General features: G+C 34.7%; 16 protein-coding genes, 8 tRNA genes and 1 other RNA gene. 4 read left to right on the plus strand and 21 right to left on the minus strand.

Annotated elements, in window-relative coordinates; all coding sequences use genetic code 11:
* Nucleotides 1-56 precede the first annotated feature (56 nt).
* Complete coding sequence (locus MTP08_RS12050; protein ID WP_243576163.1) at nucleotides 57-1,919, plus strand: BspA family leucine-rich repeat surface protein; 1,863 nt, start codon at nucleotides 57-59, stop codon at nucleotides 1,917-1,919.
* A gap of 342 nt (nucleotides 1,920-2,261) precedes the next feature.
* Here MTP08_RS12050 and nusG read toward each other — a convergent pair whose 3' ends face one another.
* From nusG to rpsU, 19 genes are all read right to left on the minus strand, one after another.
* On the minus strand, nucleotides 2,262-2,804 hold the full coding sequence (nusG, locus tag MTP08_RS12055) for a transcription termination/antitermination protein NusG (protein ID WP_209390827.1): 543 nt from the start codon (nucleotides 2,802-2,804) through the stop codon (nucleotides 2,262-2,264).
* A gap of 18 nt (nucleotides 2,805-2,822) precedes the next feature.
* Nucleotides 2,823-3,029, minus strand: a complete 207-nt coding sequence (gene secE, locus MTP08_RS12060; protein WP_089745513.1) for a preprotein translocase subunit SecE — start codon at nucleotides 3,027-3,029, stop codon at nucleotides 2,823-2,825.
* Nucleotides 3,030-3,041: 12 nt separating this feature from the next.
* A tRNA-Trp gene (locus tag MTP08_RS12065) sits at nucleotides 3,042-3,112 on the minus strand.
* Nucleotides 3,113-3,167: 55 nt separating this feature from the next.
* A complete protein-coding gene (gene tuf, locus MTP08_RS12070) occupies nucleotides 3,168-4,373 on the minus strand; it encodes an elongation factor Tu (RefSeq protein ID WP_209390828.1) in 1,206 nt (401 codons plus the stop codon).
* 345 nt (nucleotides 4,374-4,718) lie between these two features.
* Nucleotides 4,719-7,817 carry an efflux RND transporter permease subunit gene (locus tag MTP08_RS12075; protein WP_243576164.1) on the minus strand — a complete coding sequence of 1,033 codons (3,099 nt, stop codon included), beginning with the start codon at nucleotides 7,815-7,817 and terminating at the stop codon, nucleotides 4,719-4,721.
* A 147-nt stretch (nucleotides 7,818-7,964) separates the two neighbouring features.
* Nucleotides 7,965-9,047 (minus strand): efflux RND transporter periplasmic adaptor subunit, encoded by a 1,083-nt coding sequence (locus MTP08_RS12080; protein WP_209390830.1) that lies wholly within the window; start codon nucleotides 9,045-9,047, stop codon nucleotides 7,965-7,967.
* Nucleotides 9,048-9,090: 43 nt separating this feature from the next.
* On the minus strand, nucleotides 9,091-10,332 hold the full coding sequence (locus tag MTP08_RS12085) for a TolC family protein (RefSeq protein ID WP_243576165.1): 1,242 nt from the start codon (nucleotides 10,330-10,332) through the stop codon (nucleotides 9,091-9,093).
* A gap of 144 nt (nucleotides 10,333-10,476) precedes the next feature.
* The gene (locus MTP08_RS12090; protein ID WP_243576166.1) at nucleotides 10,477-11,841 is read right to left on the minus strand and encodes an ATP-binding protein; all 1,365 of its coding nucleotides are present in this window, start codon (nucleotides 11,839-11,841) and stop codon (nucleotides 10,477-10,479) included.
* The gene (locus tag MTP08_RS12095; RefSeq protein ID WP_243576167.1) at nucleotides 11,842-12,522 is read right to left on the minus strand and encodes a response regulator transcription factor; all 681 of its coding nucleotides are present in this window, start codon (nucleotides 12,520-12,522) and stop codon (nucleotides 11,842-11,844) included.
* Nucleotides 12,523-12,780: 258 nt separating this feature from the next.
* Nucleotides 12,781-12,852 (minus strand) — tRNA-Thr (locus tag MTP08_RS12100).
* A 40-nt stretch (nucleotides 12,853-12,892) separates the two neighbouring features.
* Nucleotides 12,893-12,965, minus strand: a tRNA-Gly gene (locus MTP08_RS12105).
* An 84-nt stretch (nucleotides 12,966-13,049) separates the two neighbouring features.
* Nucleotides 13,050-13,130, minus strand: a tRNA-Tyr gene (locus MTP08_RS12110).
* A gap of 20 nt (nucleotides 13,131-13,150) precedes the next feature.
* Nucleotides 13,151-13,224 (minus strand) — tRNA-Thr (locus MTP08_RS12115).
* 91 nt (nucleotides 13,225-13,315) lie between these two features.
* Nucleotides 13,316-13,388: transfer RNA gene (locus MTP08_RS12120), tRNA-Gly, on the minus strand.
* 84 nt (nucleotides 13,389-13,472) lie between these two features.
* A tRNA-Tyr gene (locus MTP08_RS12125) sits at nucleotides 13,473-13,553 on the minus strand.
* Between the two features lie 20 nt (nucleotides 13,554-13,573).
* Nucleotides 13,574-13,647, minus strand: a tRNA-Thr gene (locus MTP08_RS12130).
* 106 nt (nucleotides 13,648-13,753) lie between these two features.
* On the minus strand, nucleotides 13,754-14,047 hold the full coding sequence (locus MTP08_RS12135; protein ID WP_243576168.1) for an HPF/RaiA family ribosome-associated protein: 294 nt from the start codon (nucleotides 14,045-14,047) through the stop codon (nucleotides 13,754-13,756).
* Entirely contained in the window at nucleotides 14,044-14,928 is an 885-nt protein-coding gene (locus MTP08_RS12140) for a tyrosine-type recombinase/integrase (protein WP_243576169.1), read from the minus strand. Before MTP08_RS12140 ends, MTP08_RS12135 begins: the two co-directional genes overlap by 4 nt.
* 76 nt (nucleotides 14,929-15,004) lie before the next feature.
* On the minus strand, nucleotides 15,005-15,202 hold the full coding sequence (gene rpsU / locus MTP08_RS12145) for a 30S ribosomal protein S21 (RefSeq protein ID WP_062697349.1): 198 nt from the start codon (nucleotides 15,200-15,202) through the stop codon (nucleotides 15,005-15,007).
* 400 nt (nucleotides 15,203-15,602) lie between these two features.
* Between rpsU and MTP08_RS12150 the strand changes: the two genes are divergently transcribed.
* From MTP08_RS12150 to MTP08_RS12160, 3 genes are all read left to right on the plus strand, one after another.
* Nucleotides 15,603-19,433, plus strand: a complete 3,831-nt coding sequence (locus tag MTP08_RS12150) for a T9SS type B sorting domain-containing protein (protein ID WP_243576170.1) — start codon at nucleotides 15,603-15,605, stop codon at nucleotides 19,431-19,433.
* A gap of 111 nt (nucleotides 19,434-19,544) precedes the next feature.
* Nucleotides 19,545-19,946, plus strand: a transfer-messenger RNA (tmRNA) gene (ssrA, locus tag MTP08_RS12155).
* Between the two features lie 320 nt (nucleotides 19,947-20,266).
* The gene (locus MTP08_RS12160; RefSeq protein ID WP_243576171.1) at nucleotides 20,267-21,289 is read left to right on the plus strand and encodes a L,D-transpeptidase; all 1,023 of its coding nucleotides are present in this window, start codon (nucleotides 20,267-20,269) and stop codon (nucleotides 21,287-21,289) included.
* Here the strand turns inward: MTP08_RS12160 and MTP08_RS12165 are convergent, their stop codons facing one another.
* Nucleotides 21,290-21,808: a hypothetical protein gene (locus MTP08_RS12165; RefSeq protein ID WP_243576172.1), complete on the minus strand. Its 519-nt coding sequence runs from the start codon at nucleotides 21,806-21,808 to the stop codon at nucleotides 21,290-21,292.
* 198 nt (nucleotides 21,809-22,006) lie between these two features.
* The gene (locus tag MTP08_RS12170) at nucleotides 22,007-22,645 is read right to left on the minus strand and encodes an alpha/beta hydrolase (RefSeq protein WP_243576173.1); all 639 of its coding nucleotides are present in this window, start codon (nucleotides 22,643-22,645) and stop codon (nucleotides 22,007-22,009) included.
* Between the last annotated feature and the right edge of the window lie 122 nt (nucleotides 22,646-22,767).

A 22,767-nucleotide genomic window follows, 5' to 3' on the forward strand; every position in this document is an offset into this window, starting at 1 on the left:
TTTTAGAAAGATTTACTTTTTATTTTTTCATAAATTTACTTACCAAACAATAATTTATGAAACATTACTTTATATTTTTGATGTTCATCTTTTCTTCAACATCATTTTTGAAGGCTCAGAATGAATTCATCACAGTATGGAAACCAAGCAATACCGGCATTATACCATCACAAAGTACTTCTACCCAAATCTATTTTCCTGGTGTGGGAAATAACTATACAATTTATTGGGAGGAAGTGGGATATCCTGCGCATAATGCAACAATTAACAATGTAACTTCTGCTCTTAATGTACCTTTGCTCATTGATTTTGGGAATGCTTTAAATCCCATTCCCACAAATGCCACTTATGAACTAAAAGTTAGGCAGGGCAGCGGAAATTTCCACAGAATATGCTTCTATGCTCCTACTCTTATTTACAGAGGAGACAGCCATAAAATTATCAATATAAAACAATGGGGAGATATTGCATGGTCTAGTATGGAAAGGGCTTTTCATTTTTGTAATAATATGGATGTGACCGCTACAGATTTGCCTAACCTTACACAACTAAACAATATGAATGGGATGTTTTTCGACTGCAATTCTTTAGTTGGAAATATCACATTTGGAAATTGGAATGTTTCTAATGTAACCAATTTCTCTCAATGCTTTACAAACACCTATTTATTTAACCAGCCTGTTAATAATTGGAATATGTCTAATGCTGTAAATATTTCATATATGTTTGGCGGGTGTAATTCATTTAATCAACCTGTAGGAGTTTGGGACACCTCAAATGTTCAGGATATGTCGGGAGTATTTTTCAATAATCTTATATTTAACCAACCTTTATCTAATTGGAATACCTCTAGAGTTACCAATATGTCTGCACTTTTCTCTGATACAGAAGTTTTTAACCAACCTATTGAGAATTGGGATACTTCTAAGGTTACCAATATGAGTTATCTTTTTTCTAGTAGTAAAATGTTTAACCAACCAATTCAGAATTGGGATACATCTAAAGTTACCAATATGCAGGCTATGTTTCTCAACACAGAATCATTTAATCAACCCATCAACAACTGGAATACATCTTTGGTTACCGATATGTCTGCTATGTTTAGGGAAACCGACAGCTTCAATCAGCCGATTTCTAACTGGAATACTTCATTGGTTACCAACATGAAAGATATGTTTGCCAATGCCGCAAAGTTCAATCAACCCATAGGCAACTGGAATACTTCACTTGTTACCGACATGAGCCATATGTTTTTTGGAGCATTGCTTTTTAATCAACCCATAGGAAGTTGGAATACCTCTAACGTTACCAATATGTTTTCTATGTTTAGTAATGCACCGGTATTTAACAGACCATTAACGAATTGGAACACTTCTTCTGTAAACGATATGAGAATGATGTTTAAACAAGCATCATCTTTCAACCAAAATTTAGGTTTTTTAAACTTGAGCTCCGTAGTGCAACTTACTTCAATGCTTGATCTTTCTGGTTTATCTTGCAGCAATTATAACTCAACCCTTCAAGGATGGTCTGCAAACAATCTAACACCTTCTAATTTATCTTTAGGCGCTTCGGGACTGAAATATTCTACAACACAAGCAACTGCATCACGAAATAATCTTATAACCAATAAAAGCTGGATTATAACAGGTGATTATTTCGATGCGGAATGTGATCCTCTTTCTACATCTGAAAGCACAAAAACTCAATTATCCCTTTATCCAAATCCGGTTAAAAATAAACTATTTTTCTCTGAGAAACTAACTGATATCGCAATTTTCACAATAGAGGGCAGACTCTTAATTAAAAAAGATAATGGAAATGATATTAATCTTTCTGAGTTACCGAATGGAATATACATTTTGAAAGCAGAAACCCAGACGAAAGAAAAGATAGTGAGTAAGATTATCAAAGATTAATTAATAGCACGAGAATTCTATTGAGATTGAAAAATTTGTTTCTTTTAGGCTGAAATTTCTTTATTAAAATATAGTGGTTTATAACTATAGGAATAATGTATTTAACTTGAGTACTGGATAAGATAGATTTTAAATTACTGATTTTAAAATACGTAATCATTATTTAAACGCAAAGGTAAACGAAGCAATATTTACTTTATCAAAGCTCTTTGTTTAGCTCTGCGTTTTATAAATACTAGTCTTGAATTCACGTTTTTAACTGAACTTCAAAAACCATGAAATTCAAGCAATAAAAAAACCGTTCATATTCTGAACGGTTTTTCTATTATTTATAAGTAAAAGTTATACTTTTTCTACTTGCATATAGCTTAATTCCATTGGAGTTTTTCTTCCGAAAATTAAAACTGAAACTTCAATTTTCTTTTTATCCTCAAGAATTTTTTCTACAGTTCCGTTGAAGCCGTTGAAAGGTCCATCAACAACCTTAACATTTTCACCTACTATGAACGGAATTTCTGCATCTGTAGCAAATTCAGAAAGTTCATCCATTCTGCCCAGCATTCTGTTAACCTCAGATTTTCTCATCGGTACAGGATCTCCTCCTTTAGTAAGGCTTAAGAAAGAAATAACACCAGGAATATTCTTAATGATGTGAGGAATTTCTCCCATTAAATCTGCTTCTACCATTAGATAACCAGGATAATATGGCTTTTCTTTTGGCACTTTTTTCCCATTTCTAAGCTGAATAACCTTTTCCATAGGAATAACTACCTGAGTTACATACTGCTCAAACCCTAAACGTTTGATTTCTGTCTCAATATAGTTTTTCACTTTATTTTCCTGTCCGCTGATCGCTTTCAGCACATACCATTTCAATTCGCTCATTATGGAAAATATCTTTTATTAGTTGAAGCTGTTGATCAAAATTCCTATAATGTTGCTGATTGCTTTAGAAAACAATTCATCAACTCCGAAAGTAAAAAGAGACAAAATTACAGTAGCTACAGTTACTACGATTGTAGAAGACTGCAAATCTGCCCATTTTGGCCATTCAACTTTATGTCTGAATTCGTTATAAGAACCTTTTAAAAAATCGACAAATGAACTCATAATTTATATTTGCACGGGCACAAGGATTCGAACCCTGATCAACGGTGTTGGAGACCGGTATCCTACCATTGGACGATGCCCGTAGATTAAAAGCTTCCGTAAGACTTTCCTTACGGAAGCTTTTTGTATTTTAATTAATTACTCGATGATTTCAGTAACCTGACCAGCACCTACTGTTCTACCACCTTCTCTGATCGCGAATCTAAGACCCTCGTTAAGAGCGATTGGTTGTAACAATTCTACTGTAATAGTTAAGTTATCACCAGGCATTACCATTTCTACACCTTCTGGTAAGAAGATCTCACCTGTAACGTCAGTAGTTCTTACATAGAACTGAGGACGGTATTTGTTGTGGAATGGAGTGTGACGTCCACCTTCTTCTTTAGAAAGGATATAAACCTCAGCTTTGAATTTTTTGTGTGGTTTAACAGAATCTTTCTTAGCGATAACCATACCTCTCTTGATGTCAGTTTTTTCAATACCTCTCAACAATAGACCTACGTTATCACCAGCTTCACCTCTGTCTAGGATTTTTCTGAACATCTCAACCCCTGTAATTGTAGAAGTTAATTTTTCATCACCCATACCAACGATATCAACTGGATCACCAGTATTGATAACACCAGCCTCGATTCTACCTGTTGCTACAGTACCTCTACCTGTAATAGAGAATACGTCTTCAATTGGCATCAAGAATGGCTTATCCTGATCTCTTACAGGCTGCTCGATCCAAGTATCAACTGCATCCATTAATTCTTCAACAGTTTTGAACCACTTATCATCAGAGTTACCTTCAGTTGCTGCAGTAAGAGCACCAAGAGCAGACCCTTGGATTACTGGAGAGTTATCTCCATCATATTCGTAAGTAGATAATAAATCTCTAAGTTCTAATTCAACAAGCTCTAAAAGCTCAGCATCATCCACCATATCCACTTTGTTCATGAAAACAACGATTCTTGGTACGTTTACCTGACGGCAAAGAAGGATGTGCTCTCTAGTTTGAGGCATTGGTCCATCAGTTGCAGCACATACTAAGATAGCTCCATCCATCTGAGCAGCACCAGTTACCATGTTCTTTACGTAATCCGCGTGACCTGGACAGTCAACGTGAGCATAGTGTCTGTTAGCAGTTTCGTACTCGATGTGAGCAGTATTAATAGTGATACCTCTTTCTTTTTCTTCTGGAGCAGAGTCAATCGCAGAGAAGTCTTTTTTCTCAGCAAGACCCTTACTAGCTAATACAGCAGAAATAGCTGCAGTAAGTGTAGTTTTACCATGGTCAACGTGACCAATAGTACCAATGTTCAAGTGTGGTTTGTTACGATTAAACGTTTCCTTTGCCATGATTTAAATTATTTATTTTATTGTTTTATTCAAATTTTCGGTGTGCAAATATAATGAATTTTTATATACCAAAATCTTTTTATCGAAAAAAGTTTAATATTCAAACCCAGTAAAGTTACAAACCTCATCATTTCTGTAAACAGAACTGCAAATTTAAACAAAAAATATGATAAAAAAAATTGCAGTTCTAAAATCAGTAATGATTTTCTTCACTATATGTTCTAATTAACTTCATTTTAACGATAATAAAAAACGTTTTAATAAAAATAATTCTAACAGGCCTATTATAAAGTGGTGCGAAATGGATGTAACTGCACCCAGTTTTTATTAGTTAATTTCATCATTCTAAATAATTTCAGATTTTTTGCTGCGGTTAAAAATCCAGAAAATAACAGGAAAAATAAGAAGGGTAAGAACCGTAGCCGTAATCAGCCCACCAATAATTACAATTGCCAAAGGTTTTTGAGATTCTGAGCCAATTCCCGTAGATAATGCCGCCGGCATAAGCCCTATGGATGCCATTAATGCAGTCATAATAACTGGTCTCGTACGCGATTTCACTCCATTTAAAATCGAATTGTCCAGCGACAGACCATTTTTAACATTCTGATGAAACTCTGTGATGAGAATTACGCCATTCTGTATGCAGATTCCGAGTAAAGCAATCATTCCAACACCTGCAGAAATTCCAAAATTCATGTGGGTGATGTGAAGTGCGATAATTCCCCCTATGAGAGCAAAAGGTACGTTTGCCAATACCAAAAGAGAATCTTTCATGTTCCCGAAAAGAATGAACAACAGAAAAAATATTCCCAAAATACTTATTGGAACCACCTGAGTAAGTCTTTTTGTTGCCCTTTGCTGGTTTTCAAACTGACCCGTCCAGCCAATTTTGTATCCTTCTGGTAAAGTTATTTTATCAACTTCTTTCTGCGCATCGGAAATTGTCCCGCCCAAATCTCGATCTCGGATGGAAAATTTTACTCCAATATATCTTTTGATATCATCGCGGTAAATGAAAGCAGCCCCGTTATTTTTCTCAATATTGGCAACTTCTTTCAGGGGAATCATGGTTCCGTCCTGTGTCGGAATCATTAATGATGCAATATCATTTTCGTCTTTTCTGTACTCTTCAGAATATCTCAGTCTTATTGGAAATTTTCTTTCTCCGTCATACATTTCGGAAGCAGTCTTTCCTCCAAAAGCCATCTCCAGAACAGTTTGTGCATCTTCGGGCATCACGCCGTATGCCGCCATTTTATTTCTGTCCCAAACTACATTTACTTCTGGCTGACCGATATTTTTAATAATTCCCGCATCTCGTACTCCATCTACATTTTTTATTGATTTTAAAACTTTTTCGGCCAACTCATCTAATGTCTGAAGATTATCACCATATATTTTAATTCCGTTTTCAGCTTTAAAACCGGCAACTGCTTCTGCAACGTTATCTGAAATGGGCTGTGAATAATTGAACGTTATTCCCTGATAGTTTCTTAGCTTTTTATCAATATCCTCAATGAGCTGTTCGTAATTAATTTTACGTTTCCACTCGTTTTTAGGTTTCAAATTAACGGCAAACTGTACAAATCCAAATCCATTGGGATCGGTTCCGTCATTACTTCGTCCTGTTTGAGACAAAACATCGGTAACTTCGGGAACACTCATAATATCTTTTTTCAAAATATCGGCTGTTTTTAGAGATTCTTTTAATGAAGAACTCATCGGCATTTCGGCAGTAATCCAAAGTGAGCCTTCATTAAGCTGCGGTAAAAATTCAGTTCCTAAAAATTTAGCAGAAAAAAGACTTACCACCATAAAGCCAATTGCAACCATTAAGCTGAGCTTTTTATTTTTGAATGTAAACTGAAACCCTCTTAAAACAATTCTATCCCAAAAATTAACAAATGGATTATTTTTTTCCCTTACGTTTTTATTTAAAAGCAAATGAGTAAGTACAGGAACCAATGTGAGGGTAAAGATAAGGGCTCCCATTAATGCAAAACCGAGTGTAAATGCTAATGGAGAAAACATTTTACCTTCCACTTTCTGAAACGAAAAAATGGGAATCAGCGAAGTAATAATAATTAATTTCGAAAAGAAAATTGCTTTCCCTAAGCCTGTTCCTGTCTGCTTAATCCAACCTGCTTTAGCTAATTTATTGAATCTTTCTTCACCATATTTTTTAGCTTTATGATCGAGCATTACAAAAATCCCTTCAACCATGACGACCGCTCCATCAATAATAATCCCGAAATCTACAGCTCCTAGAGATAAAAGATTGGCACTCATCCCTGCCATTTTTAAGCATAAAAAAGCGAAAAGCAAAGAGAGAGGAATGATGATGGAAACAATAAGTGTTGTTCTCCAGTCTGCCATAAAAATTAACACGATTACGGTTACTAAAACAATTCCTTCCAGCAAATTATGCATTACCGTTTCGGTAGTAAAGTCCATAAGATTGTCTCGATCGTAAAAAGTGACCATTTTTACATCTTTAGGAAGAATTTTTTCATTCAGCTCCTTTATCTTATCTTTCACACCAACCAGAACTTCTCTTGGGTTCTCCCCTTTTCTCATTACAACGATACCTTCTACGGTATCTTCATGTTTATTAAGTCCCGCTTGTCCCACTCTTGGTAAAGAACTTTCGTGCACTTCCGCCACATTTTTTACCAAAATAGGATTTCCGTTATCGTTATGAATAGTAATATTGCCAATATCATCCGCAGACTGCACGAGCCCGATTCCTCTCACTACATACGCCTGTCCGTTTTTCTCAATAATATCTCCACCTACATTCAGATTGCTTTTGGTAACAGCTTCATATACTTCGAGAGGTGTTAAGCCATATTTATCCAATGCTCTCGGGTCGGTACTCAACTCAAAAACTTTTTCCTGACCTCCAAAAACATTAATATCTGCTACTCCGGGAACTCCCCGAAGAGCTCGGTCTACCACCCAGTTTTGCAACGTTAAAAGCTCCCGAGAATCTTTTGTTTTGCTTTCTAAGGTATATCTGAAAATTTCTCCGGTCGGTCCATAAGGCGGCTGAACTTCAGGATCTATACCTTCCGGAAGACTTACATTTCGAAGTTGGTTATTCACCATATTTCTGGCAAATGTATCGTCTACGCCGTCATCAAAAAGAATTTTCACAATCGAAAGTCCGAACATTGTTGTGCTTCTCACACTGGTTTTTTTCTGAACCGGACTCATCGCCAATTCTATGGGAGTGGTAACAAAACGTTCCACTTCCTCTGCACTTCTGCCTTCCCATTGGGTAATAATAACAATTTGGGTATTGGTTACATCCGGAAAAGCTTCAATGGGCATATTTTTGAAACTTATGAATCCCGCGATCGCCAAAATACCAACCCAAATAAATGTGAAAGCCTTATTTTTAAGTGAAAACGAGATGATATTTTTTATAAACTTATTCATTTGAAAGATGTTTGGTATCAGATTTTAGTTTTGTTTTAAAAACTGATATTAATTGTATCTAATGATTAAAAATCAAAAAGAAAATGAAATTTTAAGCTGAATTATTTAATTAAAACCATATAAAAAGGCATTACAATTGGTAAAATATTAATTTTTCAATGATCTGTAAATTAAAAGCTGATTATTGGTAATTACATTTTCTCCTTCTTGAACGCCCTCTGAAATATAGGTGATATCTCCAGCCTGTTTCAAAACCTGAATTTCTTTGATTCTTACATCTGTTCTGGATTTAAAAACAACTACGTAATTTCGGTCATCATCAAAAATAACAGCCTTAGACGGAATAGAAAGTGCCATTTTATTTTCAGATTTTGAAACTTTTATTGTTGCCTTACTGTCGGGAATCAGTAAACCATTGGCATTATCCAATACCACTCTGGCCTGCATTGCATTGGTTTTTGGATCTATAATTTTGAATATTTTATCAATTTTACCATCAAAAATTTTATCGGGATAAGAAAGTGTAGATACCTGAGCCGGCATTCCTAAACTGATTTTATCTATATCCGATTCGTTAACATTCATGATTGCCCAAACATTTGTAGTATTGGCAACATCAAAAATATTTTCGCTCCGGTCGCTTCTCAACTGCATATCTTTATTGATGTCTTTATGGACAATATATCCGCTAATAGGTGCTAAAACGCTATAAATATTGCCATTTTTAACATTATAAACCGTACTTACCGCGCTTGCTCTCTGCAACTGATCCTGTGCTTTCTGAAGCTGGCTTTTAGCTTCCAAAACTTCTCGTTCTGTAGTAAGCTTTCCTTCATACATTTCTTTGGCAACCCGAACATTATTTTTAGCAACTACAAGATCTGTTTTCGCATCGCTAACATCTTTCTGGATTTCTGCCAATTCTGTACTTCTTATTGTTGCCAAAACCTGTCCTTTTTTAACATAATCTCCCAGCTCTACATTTACACTCATCACATTTCCTCCAACCAAAGGATAAACATCAATGTAAGAATTGGCATCAGCGGCAATTTTTCCGTAAAAACTGTAAAAATCTTCTATTTGGCTTTTTTCTACTTTTGCGGTAGAAATAGATTCCAACATAGTATTACTGAGTTCAAAACCTTTTGGATCAGGCATTTTTGCAATTTCCGGTTTTGAGCATGACCATAACAATAATGCTGAAATTAAGGATATCATTATTTTTTTCATTGTAGATAATTATTTTAGACGCAATACGTCTTAATTTTAAATATTAATAGAAAATTTTGGTTTGCACTAATTGCTTAAGTTTTTCGGCAGCCTGAATCAGTTCATTTTTCATGTCATAAATCTGAAGTGCTGTCTGGCGGTAGCTTTCCATAAAATCTGTAAATTCTATAAGACTCACATTTCCGTTTCTGAAATTTTTCAGCATTCCGTTATAAACCAGATCAAGATTATCCAAGTCGGTAGATTTTATTTCAGCAAGCTGGTCGAACTGGTTTTTCCACATTTGGTATGCAGCCTGAACTTTGGTCTCCAAATCAAGTTTTTGGAATTCGGCATTTTTTTGATTTTGCTTAATGGCATATTTGGCTTTCTCTACATTGCCTCTGTTGCTTTTCCAAAGAGGCAGAGGAATTGCTACTTTTAAATTAATTTCATTGTTAAAAGTTCCTGAAGCCTGATCGTATTCGGCTCCCACAGTAAGATCGGGAACATTTAAAGATTTTTGCCATAAGGCATATAATTGAGAATTTTCAATCAGTTTCAATCCAAAAAGATAATCTGCGTTGTTTTCTATCGCTTTTCTTTTAAGATCTTCTTCGTTGCCGAAAGGTTGTGATGCAAGAATTTCTTTAGCTTCGTTCTCCGAAATTTCGGGTTCTACACCTTCAGAAATTCCGGTAAGAACTTTCAGGTTCTGTTCGAATTCAAGAATATTTTTATTGATTTCAACTTTATCATTATTCAACTGAATCACAATACTTTGTAACCGAACCTCATCTTTCAGAGAAACATTTCCTTTTGCAGACTGAATTTTATACGCTTTCAGCAAATCATTCATATACCCAAGCTGCTTGTTGATATTTTCAAGTTTGAGTTTTTCGTAATAAAGATTATAATAATTCGTACGAAGCTGTGTACGCAATTCTACAAGAAGCTGAGAAAACTGAAGCTGTGCTAATTCTTTATTAGATTTTGCGAAGGCAATTTCATTCTTTTTTTTGCCTCCCATATAGATGAGCTGGCTCACTTCCAGTCCTTTTGCTTTATTAACATTTAAAAAACGTTTTCCTTCAGGGTTATATCCGTTGATGTAACCACTTATTTGGGGAAGTTCCCATATTTTAGCCTGCAAAACATCGGCATCTGCCATATTTATGCTGTACTGTTCCGCCAAAAGCTGAAGATTGTTTTGCTGAAAGGCATTTTCACACTCCAAAAGTGACATTTGCTGCTGTGCTGAAAACAAGGAAGATATCACCACCAACAGTCCTGCAATTTTGTTCATTTCTCTAAATTTTGAGACAAAAATGCCGTTATACGATTAAAAGCAACTTAAATGAACCTTAAAAAAATATTAAATTCTAAGATAAAGAACCATTGATGATTAGGTTTCTTTGGAAAAGTAAAAGATAATGCAGCAATTATAAAACTACTTATTGAAAACTATACTGAACTCGTTTTGATTGTCTGAAGGCGAAGTGTAAGTAATATCTGCACCGTGATATTCTAAAATTCTTTTTACAATTCTTAAACCCAAGCCGGAACCGGAAATATTCTGAGAATTATTTCCACGCATAAAGGCTTCGAAAAGTTTCGGCTGTTCTTCTTTAGAAATTGTCTTTCCTTCTGAATTTACCTGAATAAAAATTTGAGTATCTGTTTCTGTAATTAGAATTTTCGCTTCTGCATTGTCCGAATAAACGGCTGCATTTTTAAGCAAATTGATAAATACGATGGTGAGCAAAGAAGGAACTCCATTAATGGTTAAGAAAGCATTTTCTTCATTATTTTCAGAAATAAGGAAGTCCATTTTAAGCTCTGAATAGCTTTTTTTAACGGTTTCGAAAGACTCAAAAATAACTTCATCTATTCGTACTTCTTCATAAATGCTCTGTATATTTTCTTTATCGAATTTTGTAAGCAGCATTAAAGAATTGGTAAGATCGGAAAGCTGATAAACATCTTTCAGCATCTGTTTAAGAGAAGAAACTGTTTGCGGAGAATGCTCGCCAAATTTAATAAGATTTTCGAGCTGAAATGCCATTCTGGTAATGGGTGTACGAATTTCGTGAGAAGCACTTGCCGTAAAATCTTTCTGCGACTGAAAAACATCATTCAGTCTTACAATCATGGTATTAAAAGATTGTGCTAAAATGCTTATTTCATCATTCGACTGCTCTACGGGGATTTGAGTGGTTAGTTTATGAGCTGTAACTTCAGAAATTTCTTTATTCAAATCTTCCAAAGGCTGAAGAAATTTACCCATAAAATAATATGAGAAGAACCCGATAAGCAAGGTACATGTTATAAAGGCAGTAATTAAAAGATATTTAAGATACTCCAGTTTAGATTTCCCATTGGTATCGTAAGCACTCGTAAGAATATAATAATTTTCTCCATTTATTTTTTTCAGAGATGCATATACTTCGGGAATAGATTCTTCGGTGTAAATATCTTTTTTCTGGTCTAATTCTGTAAGCAGATTCTTATCCCAGGTTACTTTCTGATCTTTTATGGTACTGTAAATAAGCTCTTTATCACCATTAAAAATAAGAATCGTTTCATTTAAAAGAAAGTTATCTGAATTTTCATTAAAAAAGATAGGGGCTTCTTGTTCGAAATTTTTAGATTTCGAAATAAAATTGGTAGTAAATCCTAATCGTCTTACAAATCTTTCCTTGAATTCTTCCCTGCGGAAATCGTTGAAAGATATATAAATAATAATAAGTACAACCCCAAATAGCAACGAAAACGATACACTTAACGTAAGTGCAATCTTTCTTTTTAAAGACATTTACAACGGGTTTAAGTAATATCCAAATCCAGAACGTGTATGTATGAGTTTTACTTTATATTCTCTGTCTATTTTTTTTCGTAGAAAATTTATGTAAACCTCCACTGTATTGGTATTGGTATTAAAATTATGTTCCCAAACATTTTCTGTAATTTGCTGCTTAGAAACCGTTCTGCCCTGTGCTTCTGCAAGATATACCAAAAGCTGAAATTCTTTTAATGTTAAAGCAATCTCATTTCCTGAACGGAAAACTTTTTGCTCCGTTTTATTAATTATCAAATCATCAATCCTTATAATATCGGCATCCACACTTTCGGAAGGAACTTTTCTTCTTAATAAAGAATTAATGCGTAAAAGCAATTCTTCAAACTGAAAAGGCTTCACCAGATAATCGTCTGCAAGTCTTGTGAAAGCATCTTTCTTATCAGAAATATCTCCGTAAGCCGAAATAATAATGATGGGCGTATTTTTATCGAACGAACGAATGGTTTGGCAAACATCCAGCCCATTCATTTTGGGAACATTAATATCCAGTAAATACAAATCGTAAGAATTGTTTTTTATCTGCCGAAGAAAAGTTTCCCCATCATAAATTTTATCACAATTGAAATTATTGGATTCTAAAAACTTACTCAGTTCCGCGGAGAGAATTAAATCGTCTTCCAGTAAAAGAATATTCATGAATGAATTATTTATGACGAATTTACTGAATTTTAAATTGAATTTCCGAAATTTTAAATCTGATGAATGACATATATGTTTTCTAAAATCAAGCGTAATGCTGATATTCATCTAAAAATGTCTGAAAAATATCAGAACAAATATATGATTTTAAACATATTTTGTGCATATTTTAAGTAAATTATATTGAAAATAAGCTGTAGAATTAACTTGATATAAACAAAAAAAACATACTGAAAATCAGTATGTTAATTATTGAGCCAACTACGGGACTTGAACCCGTGACCTCTTCCTTACCAAGGAAGCACTCTACCGCTGAGCTAAGTCGGCAAAAACAAGAAAATCACACTAATTAGCGTGATTTTTGTTGAGCGGAAGACGGGGGTCGAACCCGCGACATTCAGCTTGGAAGGCTGACGCTCTACCAACTGAGCTACTTCCGCAATTTTGTTTCCAAAATTATTGGTAACGCTGTGCAAATTTAGGAAAATTCCTTTATTTATGCAACTTTTAAATAATATAAAATGTGGGGAGAGCAGGATTCGAACCTACGAAGCCGAAGCAACTGAGTTACAGTCAGTCCCATTTAGCCACTCTGGAATCTCCCCAGACATAATATATTAAATTGAGCTTCCAGAGGGATTCGAACCCACGACCCCGAGATTACAAATCACGTGCTCTGGCCAACTGAGCTATGGAAGCAATTTAACACTGTGAACTGAGGCTGTAAGAGAAATTCTACTCTACGCTACATCAGTAGTTAAAAAAATCACACTTTAAAATGTGATTTTTGAGCGGAAGACGGGGGTCGAACCCGCGACATTCAGCTTGGAAGGCTGACGCTCTACCAACTGAGCTACTTCCGCAATTTTGTTTCCAAAATTATTGGTAACGCTGTGCAAATTTAGGAAAATTCCTTTATTTATGCAACTTTTAAATAATATAAAATGTGGGGAGAGCAGGATTCGAACCTACGAAGCCGAAGCAACTGAGTTACAGTCAGTCCCATTTAGCCACTCTGGAATCTCCCCAGACATAATATATTAAATTGAGCTTCCAGAGGGATTCGAACCCACGACCCCGAGATTACAAATCACGTGCTCTGGCCAACTGAGCTATGGAAGCAATTTAAAAAAAAGAATTCAAAAGATCGCTGTTCCTTTTTTGCGTGTGCAAATATAGAACGGATTTTTTGAATTCTCAAACTTTTTATGAAGTTTTTTTACATTTTTTATGAAGCTAATTCTTTTTTCTTGATTAACAGTTTCTTAGCGGTATCTACACATAGATCTAAGCTCTCTTCGAAACTCGCACTAGTCTTTTTTACTACCATATCCTCTCCCGGAACCACCAAAATAAGCTCGGTTGTCTTATTGGCTTTATCTGTATTGTTTTCTACTTTTAAGAAAACTTTACACTCAATAATTTTATCATAAAATGTATCAAGTTTACTTACTTTTTTATCAACATGTGACTCAAGCGGTTCGTGTGGAGTTAAGCCGATTGCTTGTACTGAAATCTTCATAATTCTTCTTTTTTACTTGCTCTTGGATGAGCTTGATTAAACACTTTTTTCAACTGTTCAATATTGGCATTGGTATACACTTGTGTGCTTGCAAGACTTGAATGACCCAATATTTCTTTTACTTTTGATATCTCTGCCCCATTGTCTAAAACATGCGTCGCGAAGCTGTGTCTTAAAATATGAGGACTTTTTTTCTCTTTAGAAGTAACAAGACTAAGATACTTATTAACCACTACATAAACAAATTTTTCGGTGAGTTTTTTGCCCAGCCTGTTTACAAAAAATAAACTTTGGTATTCTTCCTTAGGCTTTCTTATTTGTAGATAAGACTTTAAGAGATTACTCAGCTTTTCTGAAATTGGCACATACCGTTCTTTGTTACCCTTTCCAATGATCTTCAACTCGTTTTTGTATAGATCTACACTCTCAAATTTCAAGCCACAAAGCTCTGCTTTTCTCATTCCGGTCTGGTAAAGCATCTCAATAATGCACTCATCCAGCAAGTTAGAAATAGAAAGAATATCATTACTCAGCATACTCATTTCATCCTGAGAAATAGGAATTTGTTTTTCTGGATAAAACTTTAACGAATTGATGGTTTCTAAAGGCGAAATTTCTATTTCACCAAGCCTCAAAAGGAAGGCATAAAAACTGCGAAGCGTAGATAATTTTCTATTGACAGTACGTTTTGAAACTCCTTTCTCATTAAGATCGACAATAAAATTTCTGATGATTTTCTTATCTGCTTTAATAATATTGTCTGATGATTCTGTTCTGAGATTAAACAAAATAAAATCATCCAAATCCCGACCATAACTTGTAACCGTATTTACAGAGTATCTTTTCTCGAACTGCAAATAATCTAAGAATTTATCTCGCATACTGTAAATATAAAACAAAAATCACTTCTTAAATAAATTATTTAAGAAGTGATTGTATAATTTGAAAAAAGAAATTTTAAGCCTGTTCTTCTTTGCTAAGATTTCTTTGCTTGTGAGCAGCTTTCAATCTAGCTTGTCTTAAAGTTACTGAAGGCTTGATAAACTGTTGTCTAGCTCTTAACTGACGAACTGTACCAGTTTTATCAAATTTTCTTTTATATTTTTTTAAAGCTCTGTCGATAGACTCTCCGTCTTTTACTGGAATTATTAACATATATTACATCTCATTTTGGATTGCAAAAATAAAAAATTAATTTGAAACTGCAAATATTATTTCAACAAAATAACAGTTATTAAATTTACAAATCTCAAATAGAGACTCCAAGAGTCTTTGCAAAGCTTAATTTTGAGGGATAATAAATGAAGTAATTTTTATATTTTATATTCTATAATTTATTTAGATTTGCAATTATTTTAAAATACTAAAAACCAAACCAATAAACCTAAAAACTTCATGAAAAAAAACACAATAACTTCCACTGTATTGAAGTGTTTTCACATTTAAAGACTTTACAATCAACCAGAAAATATTATATGTATTTCTCTAATTTCCATACCAGAAGAGAGATACATAGAGAAAATCAATACCTTAACAATCAACAAAAACAATATCCATGATGAAAAAACTACTTTCTTCCTTATTCATCATACTCAATCTTTTTATTTTCGCACAGGAAGACTGTGTTTCGGCAATTGCTGTCTGTGGGAATTCAAATATTAATTACACCCCATCGGGAATAGGAAATATCAATGAGTCTCTTGGCGGATGCCTTTCATACGAGAACCATTCTGTTTGGTACAAATTTACTATTGCAACCAGCGGAACGCTTACTTTTGACTTAATTCCAACAGGTCCTGTGGATTATGACTGGGCAATTTACGGTCCGAATGTCACCTGCAACAACAGAGGAACACCGATAAGATGTAATGCTTCGGCTGCGCTTACCAGCACGGGAATGAATATGACCAATACGAATACTTCGTCAGCCGCAGGAAGTACCAGTCCGTACTGTAAATACATGGATGTTGTTGCAGGGCAGACTTATTATTTATATGTAGATAACTGGTCTACAACTGTATATACATTTAATTTAACTTGGGGAGGAACAGCAACTTTCGTATCCCCTTTCACTAACCCCGCGATGGCACCCAATCCATTTATTCCGCCCGGCTCTCCCGGACCTAATGCGAATTCTCCAAGAGAAATTAATATCTGCGGAAACAATACTACATTTAATTTCAGCACATTAACTCCTGGAATTTTAAATAACAATCCTAATTTTATAGTTTACTATTACAATAGTGCCAACAATGCAGCAACCGGAACTAATCCTATAACAGCACCAACAACAGTAAATACTTCTACAACCTACTATTACACTATTAGTTATCAGGACATCAACAACCCTATAACTGCTGCAAATTCTTGTAAGCAGACTAATGCAATTATTTTTAAAGATAAGAGTTTAACTACTTCTATAACAGCTTCATCTACAAAACTATGCCCCGGAGGAAATATTACTTTAACCTCAAGTAACCCAACCGGAAATACTTGGTCTACAGGTGCAACCACTCCATCTATTAATGTAACTTCTCCAGGAACATATACTTTAACTTCAAGCAATGGTATTTGTACAAGCCCGCAAGCTTCAGTTGTTATTACACAGGATACCGATCCGAATCCTCAGATTTCGGGAAATTTAACTTTATGTGAAGCAACTTCAACAATTCTTACAGCTTCTTCAACAGGAACCGGGAATACATACACTTGGTCTAATGGCGCTACAACACCTTCCATAACAGTAACTACACCTGGAACATATAGTGTAATTGTAAAAACTCCCGCAAATTGCAGTTACACAAAATCTGTAACCGTAGTACAAGGTAATGTACCGGTGGTTCAAAACGCGAGTTTAACAATGTGTTCCAACAGTTCTTCAGCTATATTCGATCTTACTGCAGCTCAACCGCAAATGAGTTCAACCTCCGGAATAAATTTTTCATATTACCTTAATCAATCGGATGCTAATGCAGGAAATTCAAATACAATTTCTAATCCTACAGCTTATTCATCTGGAAACGGAGTTGTATATGTGAGAATCAGTACTTCTACTTGTGCTAAAGTCGCTCAAATTCAACTTAATATTACTCAATTAAGCACGCCAACCATAACAGCTTCTTCATCGAAGATATGTTTGGGAGGAAGCGTTATTTTAACTTCAAGCCAAGCAACGGGAAATGTTTGGTCCACAGGAGCAACAACCCAATCGATTACTGTTACTTCACCGGGAACTTATACCTTAACTTCAAACAGTGGAACATGCACAAGTCAGCCCGCTACGGTTAATATTACAGCAGATGCTGATCCCAATGTGCAAATTACAGGAAATCTTGTATTATGCGACTCACCCAACACGCTATTAACAGCATCTTCAACAGGCACGGGAAATACGTACACATGGTCTAATGCCGCTACAACACCATCGATAACAGTAACTACACCTGGAACATATACTGTAGTTGTAAAAACTCCCGCAAATTGCAATTACACAAAAACTGTAACCGTAGTACAGGGTAACGTACCTGTAGTTCAAAACTCATCTTTGAACATTTGTTCTGATTCTCCAATTGGTATATTTGATTTAACTTCTGCTCAGACAAGTATTAGTTCAACACCTGGAGTAAGTTTTTCATATTACTTAAATCAGGCAGATGCATTGGCTCAAAATAATAATACTATTGCAAATCCAGCGGCATATTCCTCGGGAAGCAATACAATCTATGTGCTTGTAAAATCTACATCTTGTTCTAAGATTGCTTCTTTGCAGCTCATGGTGAATATTAAACCAATTGTTGTTATTACCAAATCAGCGAATTCCATTTGCAACAATACACCGGTAATACTTACTTCTAATTTCCCTACCGGAAATCTATGGTCGAATGGCTCTACATCGCAATCGATAACTATAACAAATCCCGGAACTTATTCATTAACCAATAATAACGGAACTTGTACTAGTGAACCAGTTTCAGTGAATATTGTACAAGAAGCAGATCCTAATCTTCAGATATCTGGACAGTTAACTTTTTGTGAAGGCACCTCTACAATACTAACAGCTACAGCAGCCGGAACGGGAAATACATATAATTGGTCTAATGGATCTACAACTGCCACAACAACAGTTAATACAGGAGGAAATTACAGCGTTACTGTTACCACTGCTAATGGATGCCAATATACCAAAGCCGTAAATGTTGTAATGGATCCTCTAATTGTAGTAAATATTAATACTCCGGGCGAAATTAATTGTACTACTTCTCAGATAACTCTAAATGCAACCTCTTCGGTTTATCAATCGGGAGCAACTTTTTTGTGGACAGCAACTACAGGAGGAGTTATTGTTTCAGGAGCCAATACTTTAACCCCTGTTGTTTCTAATTCCGGAACATATACTCTTACTATTACCAGTGCTACAACGAATGGATGTATTAAGCAAGCATCGGTAAATGTGATTAAAAATACAACACCTCCGATTATCACAATTTCAACTTCAAAGTTAAAAATTTGCAAAGGCGAAACCATTACCCTCGTAGCCAATGGAGCAAATACATACACTTGGACTGGCTTATCCGGAACCGGGAACACACAAGTTGTAAGCCCAAGCTCAACAACGGTTTACAGCGTTACGGGAGTTGGATCCAATGGCTGTGCCGCTTCATCTCCCGCCACGATCACTATAACAGTTGTTCCTGAAATTGTTTCCACAATTTCGAATATTGAATTTTGTAAAGGAGACAAAGGTATCTTAGATGCAGGAACAGGTCCAAACTATACTTATCTTTGGAGTACAGGAGAAACAACACAGACAATAAGCACTTCGACAGCAGGAACTTATTCGGTAACAATAAATAACGGTGCATGCTCAAGAACATTTACCGCATTAGCCAAATACATCCCAATTCCTGAGATTACAGATATTATTTATGATAATAAGACCATAACAATCAATGTTAAAAAAACAGGGACCCAGCCTTTAGAATACTCTATTGATAATGGTGTAACGTGGCAATCCTCTAATGTTTTCAGTGTGTACCGAAACAATTTATATACTGTAAAAGTTAGATTTAGAGGAGCTGATTGCGAAACTTCTACAGAATTCTATACTTTTTCGATGAATAATGTGATAACCCCAAATGCAGATGGAAAAAATGATGTAATCGATTTTAGTGAAATTAGTAAGTACGGAAAATTTGAAGGTGGAATTTTTGATCGATACGGAAAAAATATTTTTAAAATTTCTTCTGCTACACCTATTTGGAACGGCAAGGAATTAGGAAGACCTCTTCCTACCGAAACCTATTGGTATAAACTTTTTTGGGAAGACCGAATAACTAAAAAACCAGTACAAACGTCAGGCTGGATTTTATTGAAAAACAGAGACTAAGTAACAGAGCGTCGAAAAATATTCCGACGCTCTGTTTATTTTTAATTAGTCATGAAAACGATAATATCTATCCAGTAATAAAAAAAGTTATATATTTGTTCACTTTTTTATGGGGTTGACTGGTTTCGACAGCAAGACCAATGGATAAGTAAGCATGCAGAGAACCGTAGCGCGATCTCTTAAATCCCTTGCTACAAAATTTTAACTGGCAACGAAGAGTTCGCTCTTGCAGCTTAATATCGAAGTATAGTAGATCAAGCGTTTTCCCGAAGATTTTAGTAAGGAAGCAAGATATCTCACAAATGCTCTGTTCTGCGGCGTTTGGTTCTGAGATATAGGAATGCGGAAATAAGGTTTTAGACGCTTCGGCTAAAACTCGAAAACCTAAGAAGATAAGCTGGAAGTTGGGTGTTTGCTCTCTGCTTTCAGTCGAAAACCAATAGTAAAATAAGCATGTAGAAATCTTATGTATTGCTTGTTTGGACGAGGGTTCGAATCCCTCCAACTCCACAAACACAAAATTAACGCCCTGATTGTTCAGGGTGTTTTTTTTTGCAAATAACTAAAAACAGAAAAATGCACAAATCAATTCTTTTGAAAACCTTATATATTTTTAAAATTCACAAAAAATATACATTAAACACTATAATTGTAGTTGTTGTATAATTACATGAAAAGACGAAACTTTGTCTATCTTTAAAAGAAATTTTAGAACATAAAAATACAAACGAGATTTTTCAACTTCGTTAAGTGAAAAATTCTTAGTATAATTTTAATTAGGTCTAATTTTTGCAAATAAAATTTCTAACTCAAATGAATTATTTTAAATTTCTATGACAAAAAAAACAATTATTAAGTCATTTTACTTTTTACTTTTTACATTATTTGTTTTTTCATGTAAAAAAGAAGAATCGGTTAATTCAGAAAATCAAAAACCATCTGCTTCTGAAGCAATTTCGCAAAGTGAGCCTCATCCTGATTCTATTAAAACAAATCCTGTAAAAGAATCTGCAGCCCCAATGATTCAGGAAAATGGTTTTTATAACGCATTCGCTATACCGAAAGATTCTAAAAAAAGAGATTCCTTATATGCTATTTTCAGCAAAAAATACAGCGAAAGAGAGCGTTATGCTATTTTAGCTTTAAACAGATTAGATTCTAAAAGCAAATGGAACTCCGACACTCTCGTTGTTCCTGCAAAAATAGATACTACTTTAATGGCTTATTCGCCTTTTCCACTACAACTTGATATATTGACTGATGTGAAAAAGTTTGTTATTTTTTCTTATCCAATTCAGGCATACGCAGTATATTCTAATGGTACTCTCGTAAAATGGGGACCTACAAGTATGGGAAAAAAAACGGCTCAAACAGACAGAGGTTTAATGTTTGCGAACTGGAAAAAGAAACTTGCTATTTCTACGGTGAAGAGCGAGTGGAAATTACCTTATAATTTTAATATTCATAATACCCACGGAATTGGATGGCATCAATATGATCTTCCGGGATATCCTGCATCACACTCTTGTCTTAGGCTTTTAATGAAAGATGCTATATGGCTTTACAGTTATGCAGATACATGGATTCTTAATCCTGGCGGAGCTACTACGAAAGCAAAAGGAACTCCGGTAATTGTATTTGGAGATTATCCTTGGGGAAAAAGAAAACCGTGGAGAAAACTATTGGAAGATCCCAATGCCAACAATATTTCTGTGGAAGAAATGAATAGAATTATTCAGCCACATGTAGAAAAAATGATTTCTGAACAAACGAACAGAGAAAAAGTTGCAGATTCCATTAAAACAGCAAAAGCTTCAGAAGCTGCTTTAAAGGAAACAACATCTACAGAAAACTAATTATTTTTCGAACTTCAAAGTAGATTCTTCGGCAAATCTCCTGAGTTTCGTCATTTCATTTTTAGCTTTATACTGTCCGAATCTTGCTGCAGCATACGTTGCAGCAATACCTATTATCATTGCAAAAGAAGCATTTAACGCCCAAGGAAATTCATCACTACTGATTTGAGATTCCACATAATGCATGGTAAAAAAAGTCATCCATAGAATAGAAAAAAGAAAATACATAAACATAAAGAAAGTCCATACTGCGGAACTTGGTCCAAAAACCCCTCTTACAACAGTGACACCTTCATCCTTTTCTGTTCGGAGGGAAAGACACGGTTTCCAGTAATTATCATCCTCTGCAAAAACCGTAATGGTTGCCACTTCTTTATTGATGTTTCCACGAAATTCATCTTTATGATTTTCCAGATACTTTTTAAGATTTTCGGCATACTCTTCTTTGGTAAGATGAGTAAGCATTTTAAATCTCGGACGGTTTCTTATTTTATCTAATGTTGATTCTTCAGCTTCCATAGTCATATAATAAATTAATATTTTAAGAAGTAAAATTTATTCCATTTCAGATAACGAAAGTTTAATGGAGATTGAATCAATTAAAATATTTCAAAAATCATCAATCTTCCAACAACCTTTCTTACTTCTCTTCGATGAAATTAGTAAATTATTTCCAATAAAAAAGTAAAGCATCCTTATTAAGAATGCTTTGTAAATTTATTTTGAAAAAAAATCCATCAGATCTATATAATTTTTCTGATTGACTCCATGACCGCTCATATATTCTCTAAAAGAAAAATAACAACTGAGATCATACAAAAGATCTGCAGCCTTTCTACCCCATTCTAAAGGAATAATAGCATCATCCGTACCATGAGAAATGAAAAATCTTAAATTTGCCAACTTCTTTTTATCCTTTACAATATCCGTTAACAGTTTTTCTTCCGGATAAGAACTGAGACAAGCTACACGATTAAAAAGTTCGGGATACTTCAAGGCTAAAGCATAACATAAAATACCTCCTTGGCTAAAACCGCAAAGATGTGTTTTGCCATCAGTAAGACCATACTTATTAACTATTGATAATATATGTTCTAGAACTGCCTGAAGCGATTCATTAGCCTGATCAACATCTACAAAACGTTCAGGATTATTAAAATCTATATCATACCATGAAAAACCTTCAAATTCTGTAGTTTTTGGCGCTCTGAAGCTTACGATAATCCAATCTTCCGGAAGATTTTCCCTAAAACTGAAAAGATCCTCCTCATTACTGCCGTACCCATGAAGCATAAATAAAATGGGAGTACTGGAAGTGATATTTTCCGGTTCTCGTACAATGTAATTCAAATTCATACAGCAAATATAAATATAATTACATTTTGACTTACAAATTTTTATCGCATGCTGTTCGCAGACAAATTATCAAATGAAAAAACTTTTATTGATTTAATATTAATTAGAAATCATTGTTGGAA

Origin of the sequence: Chryseobacterium oryzae (assembly GCF_022811665.1) — a bacterium.
GTDB lineage: Bacteria > Bacteroidota > Bacteroidia > Flavobacteriales > Weeksellaceae > Chryseobacterium > Chryseobacterium oryzae.